General features: G+C 60.3%; 16 protein-coding genes and 2 tRNA genes. 4 read left to right on the top strand and 14 right to left on the bottom strand.

The window, feature by feature from the left end; all coding sequences use genetic code 11:
• Window positions 1-200: 200 nt before the first annotated feature.
• The 12 genes from carB to rpsF all read right to left on the bottom strand — a co-directional run bounded on the left by carB (window position 201) and on the right by rpsF (window position 14,993).
• Window positions 201-3,515 (bottom strand): carbamoyl-phosphate synthase large subunit, encoded by a 3,315-nt coding sequence (gene carB / locus I2G43_RS02275; RefSeq protein WP_195534938.1) that lies wholly within the window; start codon window positions 3,513-3,515, stop codon window positions 201-203.
• Window position 3,516: 1 nt separating this feature from the next.
• A complete protein-coding gene (gene carA, locus I2G43_RS02270) occupies window positions 3,517-4,956 on the bottom strand; it encodes a glutamine-hydrolyzing carbamoyl-phosphate synthase small subunit (protein WP_195534937.1) in 1,440 nt (479 codons plus the stop codon).
• Between the two features lie 206 nt (window positions 4,957-5,162).
• On the bottom strand, window positions 5,163-6,128 hold the full coding sequence (locus I2G43_RS02265) for a hypothetical protein (protein WP_195534936.1): 966 nt from the start codon (window positions 6,126-6,128) through the stop codon (window positions 5,163-5,165).
• Window positions 6,129-6,147: 19 nt separating this feature from the next.
• Window positions 6,148-7,920, bottom strand: a complete 1,773-nt coding sequence (locus I2G43_RS02260; protein WP_195534935.1) for an ABC transporter ATP-binding protein — start codon at window positions 7,918-7,920, stop codon at window positions 6,148-6,150.
• A 247-nt stretch (window positions 7,921-8,167) separates the two neighbouring features.
• Window positions 8,168-8,863: an NUDIX domain-containing protein gene (locus I2G43_RS02255; RefSeq protein ID WP_195534934.1), complete on the bottom strand. Its 696-nt coding sequence runs from the start codon at window positions 8,861-8,863 to the stop codon at window positions 8,168-8,170.
• A 21-nt stretch (window positions 8,864-8,884) separates the two neighbouring features.
• A complete protein-coding gene (gene purD / locus I2G43_RS02250; RefSeq protein ID WP_117716204.1) occupies window positions 8,885-10,189 on the bottom strand; it encodes a phosphoribosylamine--glycine ligase in 1,305 nt (434 codons plus the stop codon).
• Between the two features lie 118 nt (window positions 10,190-10,307).
• Complete coding sequence (locus tag I2G43_RS02245; protein WP_195534933.1) at window positions 10,308-11,594, bottom strand: adenylosuccinate synthase; 1,287 nt, start codon at window positions 11,592-11,594, stop codon at window positions 10,308-10,310.
• Window positions 11,595-11,687: 93 nt separating this feature from the next.
• Window positions 11,688-13,085, bottom strand: a complete 1,398-nt coding sequence (gene dnaB / locus I2G43_RS02240; RefSeq protein ID WP_006235827.1) for a replicative DNA helicase — start codon at window positions 13,083-13,085, stop codon at window positions 11,688-11,690.
• Between the two features lie 219 nt (window positions 13,086-13,304).
• Complete coding sequence (gene rplI, locus I2G43_RS02235) at window positions 13,305-13,844, bottom strand: 50S ribosomal protein L9 (RefSeq protein ID WP_117646146.1); 540 nt, start codon at window positions 13,842-13,844, stop codon at window positions 13,305-13,307.
• A gap of 15 nt (window positions 13,845-13,859) precedes the next feature.
• On the bottom strand, window positions 13,860-14,126 hold the full coding sequence (rpsR, locus tag I2G43_RS02230) for a 30S ribosomal protein S18 (protein ID WP_006235829.1): 267 nt from the start codon (window positions 14,124-14,126) through the stop codon (window positions 13,860-13,862).
• Between the two features lie 72 nt (window positions 14,127-14,198).
• Window positions 14,199-14,651: a single-stranded DNA-binding protein gene (locus I2G43_RS02225; protein WP_006235830.1), complete on the bottom strand. Its 453-nt coding sequence runs from the start codon at window positions 14,649-14,651 to the stop codon at window positions 14,199-14,201.
• Between the two features lie 48 nt (window positions 14,652-14,699).
• Window positions 14,700-14,993: a 30S ribosomal protein S6 gene (rpsF, locus tag I2G43_RS02220; RefSeq protein WP_006235831.1), complete on the bottom strand. Its 294-nt coding sequence runs from the start codon at window positions 14,991-14,993 to the stop codon at window positions 14,700-14,702.
• A 504-nt stretch (window positions 14,994-15,497) separates the two neighbouring features.
• Between rpsF and I2G43_RS02215 the strand changes: the two genes are divergently transcribed.
• The 4 genes from I2G43_RS02215 (at window position 15,498) to I2G43_RS02200 (ending at window position 17,951) form a co-directional block, all read left to right on the top strand.
• Window positions 15,498-15,588, top strand: a tRNA-Ser gene (locus I2G43_RS02215).
• Window positions 15,589-15,636: 48 nt separating this feature from the next.
• Window positions 15,637-15,727 (top strand) — tRNA-Ser (locus I2G43_RS02210).
• A gap of 282 nt (window positions 15,728-16,009) precedes the next feature.
• A complete protein-coding gene (locus tag I2G43_RS02205) occupies window positions 16,010-16,699 on the top strand; it encodes a trimeric intracellular cation channel family protein (protein ID WP_229071489.1) in 690 nt (229 codons plus the stop codon).
• A gap of 106 nt (window positions 16,700-16,805) precedes the next feature.
• Window positions 16,806-17,951, top strand: a complete 1,146-nt coding sequence (locus tag I2G43_RS02200; protein WP_195534932.1) for a polymer-forming cytoskeletal protein — start codon at window positions 16,806-16,808, stop codon at window positions 17,949-17,951.
• 148 nt (window positions 17,952-18,099) lie between these two features.
• Here I2G43_RS02200 and I2G43_RS02195 read toward each other — a convergent pair whose 3' ends face one another.
• Entirely contained in the window at window positions 18,100-20,028 is a 1,929-nt protein-coding gene (locus tag I2G43_RS02195; RefSeq protein WP_195534931.1) for an isopeptide-forming domain-containing fimbrial protein, read from the bottom strand.
• A 123-nt stretch (window positions 20,029-20,151) separates the two neighbouring features.
• On the bottom strand, window positions 20,152-20,882 hold a 731-nt coding region (locus I2G43_RS02190), incomplete at its 5' end, for a SpaA isopeptide-forming pilin-related protein (RefSeq protein WP_195534930.1).

The raw sequence follows: 20,882 nt of genomic DNA, 5'->3' as shown, positions 1-20,882 counted from the left end.
GCCGTCGTTCAAACGAACGACGGCGCCCACACTCATTTTCTATTCAGCCCTAGTCATCGCACAAAGCCCCTTCGGCAGCACACGGTGCGGCCAAGTCACCGCAGGCCGGGGCGGGAGGCGGACCTTTCTCTCGGAAAACTTCGCGAAGCCCAGTTTCCGAGAGAAAGTGTCCGGCTGCCGCCCCGGCCGACCAGGTCACATTACACCGTGTGCTGCGGCAGGTCCTGCAGGGCGATGACGTCCATGCCCATGTCGTTGGCGCTGCCGTGACCCTGCTGGTCCTCACGCACCGCCTCGATGGCACTCACGTACGTGTTGGCGGCAGACATCGCGGTCACGCAGGTCACACCGCGTCGCACTGCCTCGGTGCGCAGCAGATAGCCGTCGCCGCGCGAGCCCGGACCGTACGGCGTGTTGATGATCACCGCGATCTTGCCATCGGCGATGAGGTCGCCGATGTTGGGGCGCTCGCCGTCGTGCGGGCCGCTAATCTTCTCCACGATCTCGCACGTCACGTTGCCTCCACGCAGCACGCGCGCCGTACCCTCGGTAGAGCAGATGTCAAAGCCCAGGTAACGCAGGATACGCGCGACCGAAAGGATATGACGCTTGTCGCGGTCGCACACGCTGATGAATACCTTGCCGCAACTCGGATCGGGCAGCTTGTAGTCGATTGCCAGCTGCGTCTTGGCGTATGCCTCGGGGTAGCTCTTGGCGATACCCATGACCTCGCCCGTCGACTTCATCTCGGGCCCCAGGATGACGTCGGCGCCCGGGAAACGACCCCAGGGCATGACGGCTTCCTTCATGCAGAACCAGTCCAGCTGACGTTCGTCGCTCGGCAGGCCCAAGCTCGCGATGGAATCGCCTGCCATGATACGCGCCGCGCATTTGGCCAGCGGCACACCGGTGGCCTTGGAGATAAACGGCACGGTACGGCTGGCGCGCGGGTTGGCCTCGATCACGTAGACGGTCTCGCCCTTGATGGCATATTGCACGTTGACCAGACCGCGGACTCCCAGCGCCATCGCGATGCGGCGCGTGGTCTCGCGGAGCTTCGCCTGCAGGCTCTCGCTAAAGCTGAACGGCGGGATGCAGGTCGCGGAGTCGCCGGAGTGAATACCGGCTTCCTCGATATGCTCCAGGATGCCGCCGATGTATACCTCTTCGCCATCGCACAGGGCGTCGACGTCGGACTCGATCGCACCCTCCAGGAAGCGGTCCAGGTACACCGGGTAGTCGGGGCTAATGCGCGCAGCCTCGGCCATGTAATCGCGCAGATGCTCGGCATCGTAGGCGATCATCATGCCGCGGCCGCCCAGCACATAGCTCGGGCGCACCAGCAGCGGATAGCCGATGTGCGCGGCCACGGCCTCGGCCTCCTCAAACGAGGTGGCCTGGCCCGCCGGCGGGTACATGATGCCCAGCTTGTCGAGCAGAGCGGCGAAGCGCTCGCGGTCCTCGGCAAAGTCGATGGCGTCGGGCTTGGTACCCATGATGTTCACGCCGCTCTCCTCGAGCATGCGCGCCAGCTTAAGCGGGGTCTGACCGCCGAGCGTCACCACGACGCCGTCGGGTCGCTCAACATCGATGACATCCATGACGTCCTCGTAGGTGAGCGGCTCAAAGTACAAGCGGTCCGAGGTGTCATAGTCGGTCGAGACGGTCTCGGGGTTGCAGTTGACCATGATGGTCTCAAAGCCGCGGGCCGCCAGCGCGTAGCTCGCGTGCACGCAGCAGTAATCGAACTCGATACCCTGGCCAATGCGGTTGGGACCGGCGCCCAGGATCATCGCCTTGGGCTTGTCCGCCGGCGTGGTCTCGTCGGGAGCCACGCACTTCTTGGCATCCGGACTCGTGCGGTAGATGTTCTCGTACGTCTTGTAGTGGTACTCCGTGGCGCTCGAGAACTCCGCAGCGCAGGTATCGACCGTCTTCATGCTGGGAACCACGCCCAGACCCTTGCGATAGGCGCGCACAAAGCGCTCGTCCGAGCCGGTCAGCGCGGCGATCTCGGCGTCGCTCGTACCGTACTGCTTGAGCAGGCGCATCGCGTCGGCGTCGATATCCTCCACACGCAGGCCGCGGATGCTCTCCTGGACCTGCACCATATCGTTGATACGGTTGAGGTACCACGGATCGATACCGCAGATGGCATGGATGCGAGCGATGTCCCAGCCACGGCGCAGGGCCTCGACCACAAAGAAGATGCGGTGCTCGGTCGGGGTTGCCACGGCCTGAGCGAGCTCGTCGTCGCTCAGCTTGTCGGCACCCTCCTTGCCACCGGCGCAAATGCCCTGATGTCCGTCCTCCAGCGAGCGCATGGCCTTGCCAAAGGCCTCCTCAAAGGTGCGGCCGATCGCCATGATCTCGCCCACGGCCTTCATGCGCGTGGTGAGCGTGGGGTCGGTACCCTTGAACTTCTCGAAGGCAAAGCGCGGCACCTTGACCACGCAGTAGTCAATCGTGGGCTCAAAGCAGGCGGGCGTTGCCTTGGTGATGTCGTTGACGATCTCGTCGAGCGTGTAGCCCACGGCCAGGCGAGCGGCGGCCTTGGCGATGGGGAAGCCCGTGGCCTTGGAGGCCAGTGCGGACGAACGGCTCACGCGCGGGTTCATCTCGATGACGATCAGGCGGCCGGTCTGGGGGTTCACGGCAAACTGCACGTTGGAGCCGCCGGTCTCGACGCCGATCTTCTCCAGAATGGCGAGCGACGCGACACGCATGCGCTGATACTCAAGGTCGGAGAGGGTCTGCGCTGGCGCCACGGTGATGGAGTCGCCGGTGTGCACGCCCATGGGGTCGAGGTTCTCGATGGAGCACACGATGATGCCGTTGCCGGCGTGGTCGCGCATGACCTCCATCTCATACTCTTTCCAACCCTCGATGGACTCCTCGACCAGCACCTCATGGGCAGGCGAGAGCTCAAGGCCCTGGCTCACGATGGAGACGAGCTCCTCGTGGGTATGCGCGATGCCGCCGCCGGCGCCACCGAGGGTAAAGCTCGGGCGCAGTACGCAGGGATATCCCACGCGCTCGGCGATAGCCTCGGCGTCGGCCACGCTGTAGGCATAGCCCGAGCGCGCGACCTCCAGGCCGATCTCGGCCATGGCCTCGTTAAAGAGTTTGCGGTCCTCGCCGCGCTCGATAGCGGCCAGGTCGCAGCCGATCATCTCGACGCCGTACTTGTCGAGCGTGCCGTCCTTTGCCAGCTCGACGGCGGCGTTCAGACCGGTCTGGCCGCCCAGCGTGGGCAGCAGCGCGTCCGGGCGCTCTTTCTTGATCACGCGCTCGATAAACTCGGCGGTGATAGGCTCAACATAGGTGCGGTCGGCCAAGCCCGGGTCGGTCATGATGGTCGCCGGATTGGAGTTGACCAGGATGACCTCAAAGCCATCCTCCTTGAGCACCTTGCAGGCCTGTGCGCCGGAGTAGTCGAACTCACAGGCCTGGCCAATGACGATAGGGCCCGAACCAATAACGAGGATGCGCTTGATGTCAGTACGTTTAGGCATGTTAGTTCTCCTCGGTCGCAGCGTTCTCGGACTCGGCGAAATTCCAGCCGGCGAGGCGGTCCTTCGCGGTGTCGATGTCCAGGTAGTTCTCCTCGCCGTCTATGAGTCGCGTAAAGGCGGTAAAGAGATAGTGGGCATCGGTGGGGCCGGGCGAAGCCTCGGGGTGGTATTGGACCGAGAAGCACGGGGCGTCGAGCAGCTGGATGCCCTCGGCGGTGCCGTCGTTGAGGTTCACATGTGTCAGGCGAATGCGGCCAAAGCGCTCGTTCATCACGACCGGCGCGATACCGCGGCGCACCCAGGCGCGCAGGTCGCCATCGGCCGCATGCTCGGTTTCGCCGCCGGAAAGCTCCGGAATCAGTTTGCCCAGACTGGGGAACAGCAGGCCAAAGCCGTGGTTTTGCGCGGTGATCTCCACGCGACGGCTCACCAGATTCATAACCGGCTGGTTACCGCCACGGTGACCGAATTTAAGCTTTTCCATTTGGGCGCCGCAGGCCAAGCTGATCATCTGGTGACCTAGGCAAATACCAAAGACCGGCACCTTGCCGATCAGCTGCTGCACCTGCTCGTAGGTCTCCACCACGGCATCGGGGTCGCCGGGGCCGTTGGACAAAAAGACGCCATCAGGATTCATGTCGAGCACCTGCTGGGCGGGCGTATCCCACGGCACGACGGTGAGGTCGCAGCCGGCACGGACCAGGCCCTCCAGAATACCGCGCTTCACACCGCAGTCGTAGGCGACCACTTTGTGACGGGCAGGAGCGGCAGCCGCAAGCGCAAAGCCATGCGTGGCAGGCAGGTCGGCGGCCACAAACTCGTGAGGCACGGGACAGCTCACGGTCTTGACCAGGTTCTCGCCCACCAGCGTGGGCGCTGCGTCCAGACGCTCGGCGAGCTCGTCGACGTCGAAGATCTCTGTCGAGATAATGCCCATCTTGGAACCATTGTCGCGCAGATGGCGCACCAGAGCGCGGGTGTCGACACCCTCGATAGCGACGATGCCGTGAGCGCGCAGGTACTCCGGCACGCTGACGGCCGAGCGCCAGTTAGAAGGCGTGGCGCACATGTCGCGAACGATCATGCCGCGCATAGCCGGAGCGCTCGCAGGGCGCACGGCGTCGCCGGGGAAGGCCGACTGGACATCGGTCTCGTCGATACCGTAATTGCCGATCTGCGGATAGGTCATGGTTACAATTTGGCCGGCATAACTCGGGTCGGTCATGACCTCAAAGTAGCCCTCAAGCGAGGTGTTGAAGCAGACTTCGCCGGTCGCGGTGCCCTCGGCGCCGCATGCACGTCCATAAAAAATGGTCCCATCCTCAAGATACAGGATACAGGGACCGCAGGTGCCCTTGCTGGTTTTGGCCAGCATACGCTGGCAAAGCTCGCTGGGCGCGAAGGTGCGGGCGGCAGCGCCCGCGGTATGGTTGTTCGCCATAATTCTCCTTCCCGGTCTCACAGGACCGGCTTAAAGGTGTGTAGTTAGGCCTCGCGGTATTGTAACCGCAAGCATGCCTCATGGCGTTAATTTCATCGAAATGTTTACGAAATGATAATTATGACTTTCTATGCATAATGATTTTTCTGGGACGGGGATTAAAAATCATCCCGCGGGGCTTGTGGCTCACACGGGATGATGGCGTCTTATTTTTTCTTGTCCTGTTCCAGCAGATCGGACGGTGAACGATCGGGCTTGCCGCCGCGGAAAATCTCGCGGCCATGCAGACGATGCTCCAGGTCACGTTCGGCCTTTTCCTCGTCAATCTTGGTCTGGCTCACCACCTGGTCCTCGATCAGCGACGAAACCGAGTTCACCTGTTTTTGAATGCGCTCGGCAATGGTGTCGTCCATGCTTACGATGCGCATCTTCCAGTCGATACTCGTGGCGTTGGATGAGCTCTTGGTCCACACAAACGTCAAAATGGCGCTCTGATGACCCCGCGCGGGGAACATGCCAAAAAAGGAATCGTGCTGAATGTTGCTATCCTCGTCGATATAGGCGTGAACGTTATACACCACGCGGTCAATCTTGTCGTTGAGCAGGGCGTTGGTCGCAAGCGCCGCGGCCTGGATCTGCCCGTTGGACAGCAGCTCGAGCTCATTGGCAGACGATGTGTCCAACACCGTCACCTCGACCGTGCCCGTACGCTCATCAGCTTCATCGACGGTAAAGTCGAGCGGGAACTGCGTAAAGCCGTTGCCCCACTCAAGGCCGCCCTTGAGCGCGGTCGAGACGGTATCCACCGAAACGCTCTCGGACAGGTTGGCGGTATTCAGACGGCGCATCACGCCGTAGCCGATCTGCATGCCCACGATCAGCACCAGAATACCGATGACCACGGCCATCGCGGTCTTCGTAATGGTATGGCTCACCTGCGAGCCCGAAGGATCGTCCTCGGACAGCGGGTCGATATGTTTTGCCTGGCTCGCGCGGTCCTCACTGCGCAGCTGCGCTAGCGCCGCTTTGTCACCGCGCTTGGCCGCAACCTCCTTCTCACGCATGCGCTCGGTTCGCTTTTTGGCAAGCGTGGGATCCAAGACACCGGATGCATCGATTTCGGAGAATAACTCCGTCACTTCTTCCGGAGTCAAAGGGTTCTTGTCAGCCATAAACTTCCTGTCATATCAATCAGTCGAGCTCGTGCGCACGCGCACCTTCGAACTGCATTCGATAGTAACGGGCATAGGTGCCACCATGGGCGAGAAGCTCCTCGTGCGTGCCACGCTCCACAACGCGACCATGCTCAACGGTCGCAATCTCATCGGCATGCTTAATGGTCGAAAGACGATGGGCAATGATAATCGTGGTGCGGCCGCGTGCCAGCTCTTCGAGTGACTCCTGCACCGCCTCCTCGCTCTCGTTATCCAAAGCACTCGTCGCCTCGTCCAAAATCAGGATCTTAGGATTCTTGAGAAACACACGCGCGATGGCGACGCGCTGTTTCTGTCCGCCCGAAAGACGGCTGCCGCGCTCGCCCACCACGGTGTCGTAGCCCCGTGGAAGCGACTCGATAAAGGCATCGATGTTGGCGCGACGGGCGGCCTCGGCGATCTCTTCAGCCGTAGCGCCCGGCTTGCCGTAGGCGATGTTCTCGCCGATTGTTCCGTCAAACAGGTAGACATCCTGCTGCACCAGGCCGATGGCGCGGCGCAGGCTCTGCTGCGTCACATCGCGCACGTCCTGGCCGTCGATGCTAATGGATCCGGCAGCCACGTCATAAAAGCGCGGCAGCAGCGAACAGGTCGTGGACTTGCCACCGCCCGAAGGGCCAACCAAAGCGATGGTCTGCCCGGGCTTGATGGACAGATTCATATGGTCGATAACGGGACGCTCGTCGGCATCACCCTCGCCCAGCTCAACGTCCTCGTAGTTAAAGCACACATCGTGATAATCCACGGCGCCGGCGGTCACCTGCAGATCCGTGGCGCCCGGCTTGTCCTGGATATCCGGCGCGGTCGAGAGCACCTCGTCCATACGCTTAAAGCCAGCGATGGCCTTCTGATACATTTCGGCCGAATTGACGAGCGTCTCGAGCGGCGTGCAGAACAGCGAAATGTAGAGCGCGAAGGTTGCCATATCGACCGCCTGCAGCTGACCCTGGGCAACGAGCCAACCACCCAGCAGCACCACGATCACGTACAGCACGCCCGAGAGCAGGCCATACGTCGCAGTATAGACGCCCATGGCGTGATACATGTTTTCCTTGGACGAAAGGTAGCGGTCGTTAGAGGCACGGAACTTGGCACGCTCGGTCTCCTCATTGGCAAAGCTCTTGACCACGCGCATGCCCGCCAGCGAATCCTGCAGCTGTGCATTGATGCCACTGATTTTTTTGCGATTGTCGCTAAAGACCTCGCGCATGCGCATGTTCTGCCAAAACATGATGACCGCAAACGCTGCTGTCACCGCAGCCATGGCAAGCGCCAGCACCGGAGCGATGGTAAAGAGGATCACAAACGAGCCGATAATCTCGATGCCGCAGATGATGATCCACTCGGGCACGTGATGCGCCGCCTCGCAGATATCGAACAGGTCGTTGACCACGCGGCTCATCATATCGCCCGAGCTGTTGCGGTCGAAGTACGCAAAGCTAAAGCGCTCATACTGGTCGAACAGGTCCTCGCGCATCTTGGACTCCATGCGCGCGCCCATCACGTGACCCCAATAGCTCACAAAATAGCGGCAGGCGCAACGGATGACATACATCAGCACCAAACCCACCGCGATCATACCGAGCGCCTGCATAATGGCAGCCTGACCCTGGGTAAACAACCCGCCGGTCAGATTGCGCAGAATAATAGGAAACGCAAGGTCAATGGCAGCAAGCACCAGAGCACAAACAGTATCAGCAACAAAAAGCCCCATCTGGGGCTTGTAATACGAAAGAAACCTTTTAAACATGCAATCCTCGAAGAGAAATAAATAGCGTGAGAAATCCGGTTGAACCGGTCAGGCTGAAAACAAAGCGTCCCAACAAGCATAACGCCGATGTTCTGGCAGCGTCAGCGAAAACGTCCCTGAGCGAGCAAGGTGCCTTGAAAGAGGAACGACGCGTACTTCGGTACGCGAGCGACGATTGAAAGGCAGATTGCCGCTTAGGGGCGTTTGCAGCGTCGACTCGTTACGCGGTTTGGTAAAACCGCGTAACCTAGAGCTCGGCTCCGCCCAAGCGGTGCGCGATGCTATCGCAGGCCAAGGCGCCCACGACGGTCTTGGCGTCTTCGATCTTGCCGTCGAGTACGGCGTCGATCAACTCGTGCAGCGGCACCAGGTCCACGTTGACAAACTCGTCATCATCGGGGTTGGGCGCGTCGAACTCGAGCTTGGTAGCCAGGTAGATATGAATGATCTCGTCGCAGAAGCCGCAGGTCGTGACAATCGACGTCAAAAAGCGAATGCGACCGGCCCTAAAGCCCGTCTCCTCGTGCAGCTCACGCTTGGCGCAATCAAGCGGATCCTCGCCCGGGTCGAGCTTGCCGGCGGGAATCTCGACTGTTACGCGGTCGATGGCAGTGCGGTACTGACGCACCAGCACAATCTTGCCGCTCTCGGTCAGCGCCACCACGGCCGCCGCACCCGGATGACGAATGATGTCGCGGGCGCTGCGGTGGCCGTTGGGCAGCTCCACCTCAAGACGGTGGACGTCGAGGATCTTGCCCTTCCAGGCGCACTCCTCCGAAAGAATCTTCTCGTGCAGCTCGGCATCGTGCGGGTCGTCATCGCCCAGCACCAGCACCGGCTCGTCAGCGACCTCGCCGCCAGGCTCGCCCTCGGCGTGCCCATACACGCGGCTGTCCTCCTCGACGATCTGCGCATCCACGAGCTCTTCGTTCTTCTCGTCCATCCATCTCATTCCTCTCGGACTTTAGGCATCCCAGGCGTCGCGGCCGCGCAGCGCGCGCAGGCCGATGTCGTGACGCAGGGTCTTGCCCTCAAAATCAATCTTCTCGCAGGCCTCGTAGGCAAGGTTGCGAGCGTTCTCGAACGTGTCGCCCAGAGCGGTCACGGCAAGCACGCGGCCACCATTGGTCACGAGCTGGCCGTCCACCACGGCAGTGCCCGCGTGGTACACGGTCACGTTCTCCATGGCCTCGGCATCGGCGATACCGGTGATGACCTTGCCCTTCTCGTAGCTGCCGGGATAGCCCGCGCTCGTCAGGACAACGGCCACGGCCCACTCGTCACGCCAGTCGAGCTCAATCTGATCGAGCTCGCAGTTGGCGCAGGCGAGCATGACCTCGACCAGGTCGTTCTTAAGGCGCGGCAGCACGACCTGCGTCTCGGGATCGCCAAAGCGGGCATTGAACTCCAGCACCTTGGGGCCGGCAGGCGTGAGCATAAAGCCGCCGTACAGGCAGCCGCGGTAGTCGATACCCTCGGCAGCGAGCTCTGCCACGGTCTGCTCCATGACCGCCACCATGGTGGCGTGCTCCTCGTCGGTCACGATGGGCACCGGGCTGTAGACGCCCATGCCGCCGGTGTTGGGGCCCTTGTCGCCCTCGAGCGCGCGCTTGTGGTCCTGCGAGGTGGCCATGGGGCGCACGGTCTTGCCGTCGGTAAAGGCCAGCAGCGAGCACTCGGGACCAACGAGCATCTCCTCGATGACCACGGTATTGCCGGCATCGCCAAAGGTGCCGCCAAAGCACTCGCGCACGGCCTCCTCGGCCTGCTCAAGTTCGGTCGCCACGATAACGCCCTTGCCCGCGGCAAGGCCGTCGGCCTTCACGACCAGCGGAGCGCCCTGCTCGCGCACGTAGGCGAGAGCCGAAGCCTCGTCGGTAAACGAACCATAGGCTGCCGTCGGGATACCGGCGCGCTCCATGAGCTGCTTGGAGAACAGCTTGGAACCCTCCATCTGGGCGCCCTCGGCACCCGGGCCAAAGCAGGGAATACCTGCCGCGCGCACGGCGTCGGCCACGCCCGCCACGAGCGGAGCCTCGGGGCCAATTACCACGAGTCCGCATCCGTGGCTCTGCGCAAACGCCGCCACGGCCGCAGGATCGCAGTCGTCGAGAACAACGTTCTCGCCGCAGCTCGCGGTGCCGCCGTTACCCGGCGCAATGTAGAGCTTGCCGGCGCGCGGTGATGCTGCGAGCTTAGCTGCCAAAGCATGCTCACGGCCGCCGCTGCCCAACAACAGGATGTCGATGGTTTGAGTGTCCGCCTTCAAGGGTGCCTCCTCTATGGATGAATGGCCCGCTCCGCGCGAGCCCTTTGCAAGCAAATATACCCCTCGGCCGCCCGTCCGGGCTGCAAAGGGGTATATCGCAATAACCAAATAGTCCCGATTACTTCCAGAATCGGTTGATGATCTGCTCGCGACCAGCGCCAACGCCAATAAACGTCACGCGGGTGTGTGCCAGATCCTCGATAAACGCCACGTAGTCCTGAGCCTCTTGCGGCAACTCGTCAAAGCTGCGGCAACCGGTGATGTCGCACTTCCAGCCGGGAAGCTCCTCGTAGATGGGCTTGGCATGCTCAAAGCGCACCTGATGCTCGGGCACGCTGGTGTAGCGCTCTCCATCGACGTCGTAGGCCACGCACACCTTGATGGTGTCGAAGGCCGAAAGCACGTCGAGCTTGGTCACGGCGATGTCGGTGAGGCCGTTGACGCGCGAGGCATAGTTGGCGATAGGGCCGTCAAACCAGCCGCAACGACGACGGCGACCGGTGGTCACGCCGTACTCATAGCCCTCCTCGGTCAGCGTGTGGCCGGCCTCGGACTCATAGGAAAGCTCGGTGGGCATGGGGCCCGAACCGACGCGGGTGATATAGGCCTTCATGACGCCCAGCACGCGGTCGACGTTCTTCATGCCCACGCCGGAGCCGATGATGGCGCCGCCGGCGGTGCAGTTGGAAGACGTCACGTACGGATAGGTGCCGTGGTCGATGTCGAGCAGCGTCGCCTGGGCGCCCTCAAACAGCAGGTCCTTGCCCTCATCGATCATGTTGTTGAGCAGCAGGCTCGTCTCGGTGATGTAGGGGCGCAGGCGCTCGGCCATGGGCAGGTACTCGTCGCAAATCTGGTCCACGGTGTAGGTGGGCAGGTTGTAGATGAGCTCGAGCTCAGGGTTCACGCGGGCGAGAGCGGTCTCCAGCTTGTCGCGGAACAGTGCCTCGTCCAGCATGTCCTGCATGCGCAGACCAATGCGGGCCATCTTGTCCTGATAGCACGGACCGATACCGCGCTTGGTGGTACCGATGTTCTTCTTGCCGAGCTTCTGCTCAAAGGCACCATCCAGATCGATGTGGTACGGCATGATGACATGCGCATTGCCGCTAATCTTGAGGTTCTTGGTGGTGATGCCGTCGGCCTCGAACATGTCGATCTCCTCAAGGACAACCTTGGGATTGACGACGCAGCCGTTACCGATCACCGACACGTGGTCGGAATACATGATGCCGGAGGGCACCTGGTGCAGGCCGTACTTCTTGCCGTTGACGACGATGGTGTGGCCGGCGTTGTTGCCTCCCGAGTAGCGCACGACGGCATCGAAGTCGCCGGCGACCAGGTCGCAGATCTTACCCTTGCCCTCATCGCCCCACTGGGCACCGACCAAAACGGTTGACGGCATGTTTACTCCTTACATTCATGGACTGTCTACGCGCCACGCCGGCACGCAGAAGCACAAAACATTCCCAGTATACCCGTGCAACGGGCGCCTGTCCTACTCCTCGGCATGTGCCCCATCAAGCTCATAGAACTTGGTGGATGCCGGCAGGAACATCAGGTCGACGTCGCCGATCGGGCCCGAACGGTTCTTGGCCACGACGATACGCGTAACGCCCTCGTCGGGTCGATCGTCGCGCGAGGCTTCGGCCTCGTCGGCGGAGCGGTCCAAGAACATAACGATATCGGCGTCCTGCTCGATGGAGCCCGATTCACGAAGGTCGGAAAGCTGCGGGCGCTTGCCGGTACGGGATTCGACCTGACGCGAGAGCTGCGACAGCGCGATGAGCGGGATCTTGAGCTCCTTGGCCATGATCTTCAGACCACGCGACATCTCGGAGACCTCGACGGTACGGCTCTCGGAGCGGCGTCCCGGCGGAGGACTCACCAGCTGCAGGTAGTCCAGGATGATGATGGCCTTCTCCTTGTTGTGGAGCATGCGGCGGCTCTTGGCGCGAATCTCGGTCACCGTGGTGCCGGGCGTATCGTCAATCAGAATATCGAGCTTGGACAAGGTCTGCGTGGCCTCGTTGATATTGGCCCACTGCTCGGGGCTAATGCGGCCCATGCGGAAGTCACTGATCGAGATCATGGCGTAGGCGCAAATCAGACGCTGGGCAATTTCCTTGCCCGACATCTCCAGAGAGAAGAAGCCGACGGTATAACCGGCAGCGGCGGCGTTGAGCGCCAGATTCAGGGCGAACGACGTCTTACCCACAGCAGGGCGGGCGCCGATAATGATGAGCTGACCCTCGCGAAAACCCATGAGCATGCGGTCGAGCGACGGGAAGCCCGTGGGCACGCCCGCAGCCTGGCCACCGGCCTGGCACACTTCCTCGGCCTCGTTATAGGCCTCGACCATAAACTCGGTCAGCGTCTTATAGCTCGACTTGACCTCGCGTGCCGTGACCTTGAGCAGCTTGCTCTCGGCTAGCTCCACGACCTCTTTGGTGTCGGTGGGGGCGTTATATGCCAGCGCGTTGATCTCGTTGGTGGCGCCGATCAGCTCACGCAGCATCGAATCACGGCGAACGATGGCGGCATGGTGCTGCCAGTTGACGAGCGACAGAGTCTGACCCATCAACTCCAAAATGTACGCTTCGCCGCCCACGGCATCGAGCTTGTTGATGCTTCGCAGGTAATCGATCAGCGAGATGGAGTCGATAGGAATGCGGCTGTTGTACATATCGACCATCGCGGTATAGATGGTCTTATGAATGGGCCGGTAGAAGTCATCGGGCTGCAGCTCGACCTGGGCCTCTTCGACCACCTCGGGCGATAGCAGCATAGCGGCCAGTACATTGGCCTCTGCATCTTGGTTTTGGGGAAGACCCAACTTTGAGCCGCGGTCCTCAACCGTCAGCCCGGTCTCCCTATCGTCATATGCCATGAGCATCCTCATTCATATCGCTTGCGAGCATCCATAGTATCAGCCACGGTCCCAAAACGCGCCGCGCGCCGCCAATCATCACCGAACCAAGCGGATGAACGATCCTGTATATAGGACTTCGACGCAACGTTCACCATGACACTCACTCAGCGCAAAAAAACAAAAGGGCGCCCTGGTTTCCCAGAGTGCCCTTCTTAGAACAAGATTGTTGCGTTGCAGCAAATGCTACTCGGCAGCAGCCTCAGTCTCGACCTCGGCGGTCTCGGCCTCGGCGACCTCAGCGGCCTCCTCGACCTCAGCCTCGGCAGCGAGCTCCTCGGCGGTAACGCCGACGAGAACGACAACCTCGGCCTTGATCTCGCGGTACAGCGAGATGGCAACGGTGTGGGCACCGGCAACCTTGATGGGCTTACCGAGTTCGACGCGCTTGCGGTCGATGTCCATACCGAGCTGAGCCTTGATGGCGTCAGCGATCATGGCGGCGGTAACGGAGCCAAAGAGGATGCCCTCGTCGCCGACCTTGACGTCAACGGTGACCGTCTTGCCCTCAAGGGCAGCCTTGGTCTCGTTGGCGGTAGCCAGACGGACGGCCTCGCGCTTGGCGATGTTGTTGCGACGCTCGTCAAGCTGCTTGAGGTTGCCCTTGGTAGCGGCAACAGCGAGCTTCTTGGGGAACAGGAAGTTCTCAGCGTAACCCTGAGCGACCTCTACGACGTCACCCTCGCCGCCCTTGCCCTTGATTTCATCGAGAAGAATAACCTTCATGATGCGTCTCCCTTCTTAGCCGCGGTCGCGGTTGCCACGAGAGGAAACCACGGGGACGGTGTACGGCAGGAGAGCCATCTCGCGGGCGCGCTTGATGGCGTTGGCGATGTCATGCTGATGCTGCGTGCAAGCGCCAGTGACGCGACGGGGCTTGATCTTGCCACGGTCGGTCATGTACTTACGGAGAAGCTGAGTGTCCTTATAGTCGATGAACTCAGTGTTCTCCTTGCAGAACTGGCAGTACTTACGACGCGGCTGACGTGCAGAAAAATCATTAGCCATGTCAAAATACCTTTCATTTGGCAACTTCGGCGAACCGAAGCCGCCTCTCACTCAAAAATAGGTGAACAACCCTTAGAACGGGATGTCCTCATCGTAGACGTCGACCGCGGGCGGCGTGGCCACCGGTGCGGCAGGACGTGCTGCGGGCGCGGGAGCTGCGGGGGCGTAACCGCCCTGATCGTAGCCACCCTGGCCACCACGGGAGCTCATAAACTCGATCTCATCGACGATGACCTCAAGCTTGCTCCGGCGCTGGCCGTCGCGCTCCCAAGAGCTGTAGCGCAGCTTGCCCTCGATCGCGACCTTGTTTCCCTTTGCCAGGAAACGGCTCACGGCCTCGGCGCGGGTGCCGAACATAGTGCAGTCGACAAAGTTGGGATAGTCCTCCCACTCGCCAGTCTGCGCGTTGCGGCGACGATCGTTCACGGCGACGCCAAAAGACAGAACCTGGGTTCCGCCGGCGGTGGCGCGCAGCTCGGGATCGCGGGTGAGGTTACCGGTGATGTTCACTCGATTGATGCTCATAACTCACTACTTCCTCTTGGGGCACAAGCCCAGTCCAAAACGACAGTCTTACTCCTGGTCGTCGCGACGGACGATCATGTGGCGGACCACAGCGTCGGTGATGCGCAGGACGCGATCAAGCTCGGCGATCTGGGTAGGATCTGCGTGGAAGTTGATGAGGGTGTAGTCACCATCGGTGAGGTCGTTGATCTCGTAGGCGAGCTTGCGCTTGCCCCACTCGTCAACGGAGTCGACCTTGCCAGCGCCCTCAGCGATCGTGGTATCGATACGCTTCATAACAGCGAGACGAGTCTCGGGGTCGAGCGACGGGTCAACAAAGAACAGCAGTTCATAAGCCTTCATATTGTCACCTCCTCTGGGCAAATGTGGCTTCAGGTCGTGAAGGTGCGCCTGAAGCAGGAAAAGACTTGGTAATAATATCTTTCAACCTCCCAAGCCGCAAGAATATGCAGCTACAACCTCATGACCTCCACATATGCCCATGCTCGCACCACGTTTCATGCGCATTCCAACCAAATGCCGACCAAGAGCTTGACGGATTTGTGGACAAGATACGGTGCCGCGGGGACAAGCTGAGCCAAGCCGCAGGTCAACGGGCACAAGGCTGTGGTCGCAAAATGCATACCAGTGGTCCACAGCACCACCCAAAGATTTTTAAATTCATTGCCAAGTCGCTTATGAATACCCCTTTTGAACAATTGAGTTGATCAACCACGCTGGTCGGAAGCCGTTTTTTGGCACCTCAAACCCCACTGCAACGCCAAACGCGGCCGAGCGTTTTAAAAAATGCCAACTTTTCTGTTTGCACTTTGCGATTCCTCGTGTATACTGACTTTCGCATTTAACGGAGAGTTGTCCGAGTGGCCGAAGGAGCACGATTGGAAATCGTGTAGGCGTCAAAAGCGTCTCCAGGGTTCAAATCCCTGACTCTCCGCCAGTTAATTCCAAAGCAGGCCTTCGAGCCTGCTTTGTTTTTACCCCACGCGGAGGGGTGGCAGAGTGGTTGAATGCGGCGGTCTCGAAAACCGTTTGGCCTGTATAAGGTCACGAGGGTTCGAATCCCTCCTCCTCCGCCATTTTGGTTGAGAAAGCTCCCGAAAACGGGGGCTTTTTTGTTTAGAGTCCCTTACAAGCAAATACGGCGGAGGAGAAGGGATTCGAACCCGCCCCTCCCTCAAAAACATGTACATCACCCTCCAAAAACGACATTTTTCGGCATCTTTGAAGGCTGATGTATATGTTTGGTACCCATGACCGTTCCCAGTCCCGACCGTTTACCGAGCAATAGGGTCACCACGCCCGCCAACCATGTACTATGTACGGGCATTGTCCAAATCCGTAATCCAAAGGACCCCATCTTGCCCGTCGTCGCCGCTATAACCGTTACCTCACACGCCACGGATGCCATGGTCGCCATCCCGTTTTGGCTCGAAATGTTCGCCGTCGTCGCGGCTTCAATCTCGGGCGTGTTGGTCGCGCGCGAGCACAAACTCGACCTGGTGGGTGCAGTTGCGCTCGCCGTGGTCTGTGGCTTGGGCGGCGGTCTTTTACGCGACATGACGCTGCAGGTGGGCAACGTCTACATCCTCAACCAGCCAATGGCGCTGCCGCTTTCCATTGCCACGGCAGCCATCATCTACATTTTCCCGGCAATCGTCGACAAACCCGAAAAACTCATTCCCCTGCTCGACATCATCTCAGTCGGCATCTACGCCGCCACCGGAGCAGACAAGGCACTGGTCTACGGCTTTGCGCCGGCGGTGTGCATCATGATGGGCTTTTTCACCGCGGTGGGCGGCGGCATGCTGCGCGACAGTTTTATGGGCGTGGTACCGGGCATTTTCCAGCGCACCAACTTCTATGCCATCGCAGCCATCGCCGGCTCGGCGAGCTATGTATGCCTTGTCATGAGCGGCGTCGTCAGCAACATCACCGCGTTGATCGTATGCGTTGCGGTAACCATGGGGCTGCGCTGGCTGTCGCTGCGTTTTGACATCAAAAGCCCCACCGAAGAGGACATCGCGCGCTTTTTGCACCACAAAAAGTAGATTGCGCGGGCTCATCCTTCGAAATGCAACCGAGAGGTTCTTTTAGAGCGCCCACGCGTTGGGTACCCTGTTAGGTGCATATCGAGCATCTGACGAAGGATTCACTATGCCCCACAATCAATTCCCGTCGACCCAACGCCGTAAAGCGTGGGGCCGCATCACCATCCTATTCGCACTCATCGCTCTGGCGCTCACCGCACTTCCCGCTACGGCTCTTGCCGGCACGGACACCGCAGGCAACGTACTTGCGACCGACAATGACGCCACTCCGTCCGGCGTCGAAGGTGACCTGTACTGGGCAGGTCAGAGCCTCAACCTGGACGATACCTCCATCGACCGCGATATCATCGCCGCGGGCGATACCCTCTCGATCCGCGGCTGCACGGTGGGCGGTGCCGTCCGTCTGGCGGCACGCACTATCGATATCGCCAAGACCACGGTTGATGGCAGCGTCACGGTGGTCGGTCAGCACGTTGTGCTCAACACCGACAGCTCTGCCAACTGTCTTTACGCGGTGGGCGAGACGGTTGCCCTGCGCGGCTCTACCAAGTCGGCAGCGCTTGCAGGCGACACGGTGACCATCGATGGCACCGTCGAGGGCGATGTCGAGGTTTGGGCCGACAAGCTCATCCTGGGCAAGAACGCCCACATCACCGGCACCGTGAACGCGCACGTCTCCGAGGACCCCGAGCGCGCCGCGGGAGCCGAGGTCGGCGCGCTCAAGATCGACCGCATCGAGAACGAAGATACTTCCACCGCCAACGATGTCATCGGCGGTATCGTCGCCGCGGCCCTCTCGACCTGCTTTGTCGCTCTGCTGCTCGAGCTCGTCTTTCCGCGCGCGACCGCCGGCGCCGCCGGCATGCTCCACCAGCGTCCCATGCCTCTGTGGGTGAGCGGTCTTCTGGGTGCGATTGCTATCGCCCCCGCCGTCCTACTGCTGATTATCTCTATCGCAGGTCTGTCGCTTGCCGGAGCCCTCTTGTGCGGCGTTATCGGCATCGCGTTGGTGTCGAGCGCCTTCGCGGGCTGCGCCATTGCCCGCATGGTCGGACACAACCAGAACCGCTACGCCATGGCAGCCGTGGGCGGCGTAATCGCAGGTGCCCTCACGGGGCTTCCCCTCGTAGGCGGCTTCATCAGCGGCGCGGCCTTTGTCCTTATGCTCGGCTACGTTATCCAGACCATCTGGCGCAACGCCCACCTCAAGCCGCAGCAGCCGGCTAACACGCCAGAACTCCCCACCGCTTAGCCGCCAAACCCCATAAAGGGGACAGGCACCTTTATGGTGGTGCAAAGGGGTCAGGTTGCTTTGCACCAACAAACGAAGCGGGGCACCCGATCGCATCGACCGGGTGCCCCGCTTTTTCATATCTCGTGTTGATATTCGAGGCGAACAGCTACTCCTCAGAACCGTCGTCGCGCTTACGACTACGGATGAGGTGCGCCACGCCAATGCACAGCAGCGCGCCGCCAGCAATCCAAGTGAAGGTCACGCCGTTGAGACCGGTCAGCGGGAGTTTGATCTGTTTGGTATTGCCGACGGTGATGTTGATTACGCCATCTGCAGGATTGGTGGCGCTGTCACCATTGACGTTCAGCTTGTTGTCGCCGGCGGTCTCGTCAAGCTCGCCTAAGACAACATCGCTACGGGGGGAATCGAGACTAGCGCCGATCGTTTTCACATTCATGGTGCCGTCAGTGGAATACTCCGGAGTGATAGTAAAGGTGAAGTGTTCTGCGGCGGTGTACTCTTTGTTGCTGCCGGGAGCCTTGATCTCGGTTACCTTGTAGGAGCCGGCGTCGAGGCCGGAGGAGGTGATCATGCCGTTATTGTCGGACGTGAACTTCACACAATCAGGAAGGTTTTCGACGCTAGTGTCGCTAGGGACGTCCACGAGCTGGCCAGCGACGACGTTGCTGCCCCCAAATTCTCCCGCCGTTGAAGCGACGTACTTGCCCATGGTGTTCACATCAGCAGACTGGATGGTGAAGACGGCGCCCTCAAGGCCCTTCTCGGTGCCCTGGTCGACCTTCTTGAGATTGAGCCTGAACGCAAAGTCGGCGACGGTGTGCTCAATCGTCTTGCCCGTGCCTTGGGCATGCGGATTATTGGAGTACTCGAGCGTAACGGTGTTGGGGTTGCCGCCCTTTTTGGGTTTACCAGACTCATCCTTAGCGTTGCCAATTACAGCATTGCCATTGAGCTTGGCCCTATAAAAGACAACAATCTGGGTTTGATCATTTATGCCCGCAACGTCCTTGAGGCCGTTATCAGTTTCATCAACCTTGAACTCGACCGTAAGAGTGTTGTTATTGCTGGCATCAGGTTTCGTTACGTAGTAATTGGTCCCATCGATTGGGGTATAGGTAGAGCCGTTCAGCGCATATACCTCAGCAGATCCATCAACGTATTCAAGGCCGTTGGAAAGCTCGTCGGTAAACTTGTACGCATAGCTATCGTAAGTAGCATAGTTGCTGGCAACCGAACCGGTAAGCTTGTAGTTGACCTCCTGGCCGATTTGGGAATCGGCGATATCCTTCCATTTTTTGGAAGTCTTGATGTTAACGCCATCAGCATCAGCATCGGCGTCATCGAGGATTTCCTTTTTGACGGTGGGGACACCCTTCTTAGGCTCCGCATTCACATCGGCTCCGCCGACGATGGCGAAAATCGGCGAGGTGTAGGCATCCGTGTTGCCAGTAGTCGTGTTGGCGGTGTCGCTAACGCCCGCAGTCACAAAGAGCCAGTAGCCGGCAGACAGCGTGGAAAATTTACCATCAGACGAATTTATCCAGCCAGTAGCCTCATTGACTGTGGTTAATTTCTCAAGCGCCTTGGCAATCTTGTCGAGCGCGCTGTCGGCATCGACCTTGAATCCTTTGCCAGCATTACCAGCAACTATTCCAGCAATGTAGTCTGCCCAATCCTGAGCTGTGGCGCCTTCACCAGGATTATTGGTGTCTTCAGCAAAAACGCCTTTAACAGCATTCTCAACCTCAGGAGTCGCCCACTGGATGTCGGACAGCGTCTTTTCGTGATCCTCAGTCCAAGCTCCATTCTCATCTGCAACGCCATCGCCATCCGCATCAGCCTTACCCTGCGTTACCGTGGCCTTGAAAATCTGGATACCCTTAAACGAGGTGCCGGCATAGGTGTTCTCAGCAATGGTCACGTTGCCGGTCGTCGTCGCCGTCGGCACATAGTTTGCGGCGGTTCCGCCCTCAGCAAGCGCCATGCTCACGGGTGCCATGACTCCGCCGAAGCTCAGGGCCGCCGTGAGGCCGGCGGCTACTGCCAGGCGGGCGATGTTCTTGGTTGTCTTCATGTTTGGCCCTCTTTCTTGGAGAGTTCTCTAGTAACTTTTTCAAAACCAATGATCATCAGGTCGGTAGACCTGTGCGTCACTCGCTACGGAGGCAGTACGCCATTGAGCAAGGGGGGGGGACAATTATTTTTCACGGCGACCTCCTCCCCGCCTGATGACGAGCGCGACAACAATAGCCGCCACTCCGATGGCAGCCAAAGCCGCCACCAGAACCAACGTTCTATCTCCCGTCGAGGGCATAAAGCCTCGACTCACTTCTTTAGATGGGGTGTTGAGCACCGACAGCTCAATCGAGCCCGTCCCGGCATCGGCGGTATCAACCCGCAGAGGGCTTTCGGCCGACACGGTCACTTTGGACTTCGCGGCTGCCACCTGTTTAACGTCCAATCCCTCGGACGTAACCGTTACCGTTCGTTTGCCCTCAAAGGCGGTGTAGCCCTTGGGTGCCGCGATTTCCTCGACGGTATAGACGCCCGCGTCCACGCCGGTCAATTCCACATGGCCGTCCGCGCCCGTGGTGACACAAGCGTCGGCATCCGTCGACCACGAGCCATCAGTCGTTAGGATGCGCCCGCGGTCATCGATGATGCGTAGCTTGGCGCCCGCAAGCGGTTTATCGTCCGAGCTTGAGCGCTTGATCAGACTGAGTCCCCAGGTGTAGGCGCACGCATCGTCGCTCGGCGTGCGGGTGAATCCGGCGTCGCCGGACTGGTCGGCGAGGGGAGATCGCGGATAGCGCAGGTAGACCTCGTTGGGGTTGCCCTTCGCGATGCCGTGGTTGCATGCGCTGCTGAGCGGTGCGTTGTACACGGCGACCACGCGGGCGCCCGCGGTGAAGGCGTCGGCCCCGCCGA

Source organism: Collinsella aerofaciens (genome assembly GCF_015557435.1).
Lineage (GTDB): Bacteria > Actinomycetota > Coriobacteriia > Coriobacteriales > Coriobacteriaceae > Collinsella > Collinsella aerofaciens_Z.
The sequence above is the reverse complement of the archived record's forward strand: the minus strand, read 5'-3'. Positions and strand labels throughout refer to the sequence as shown.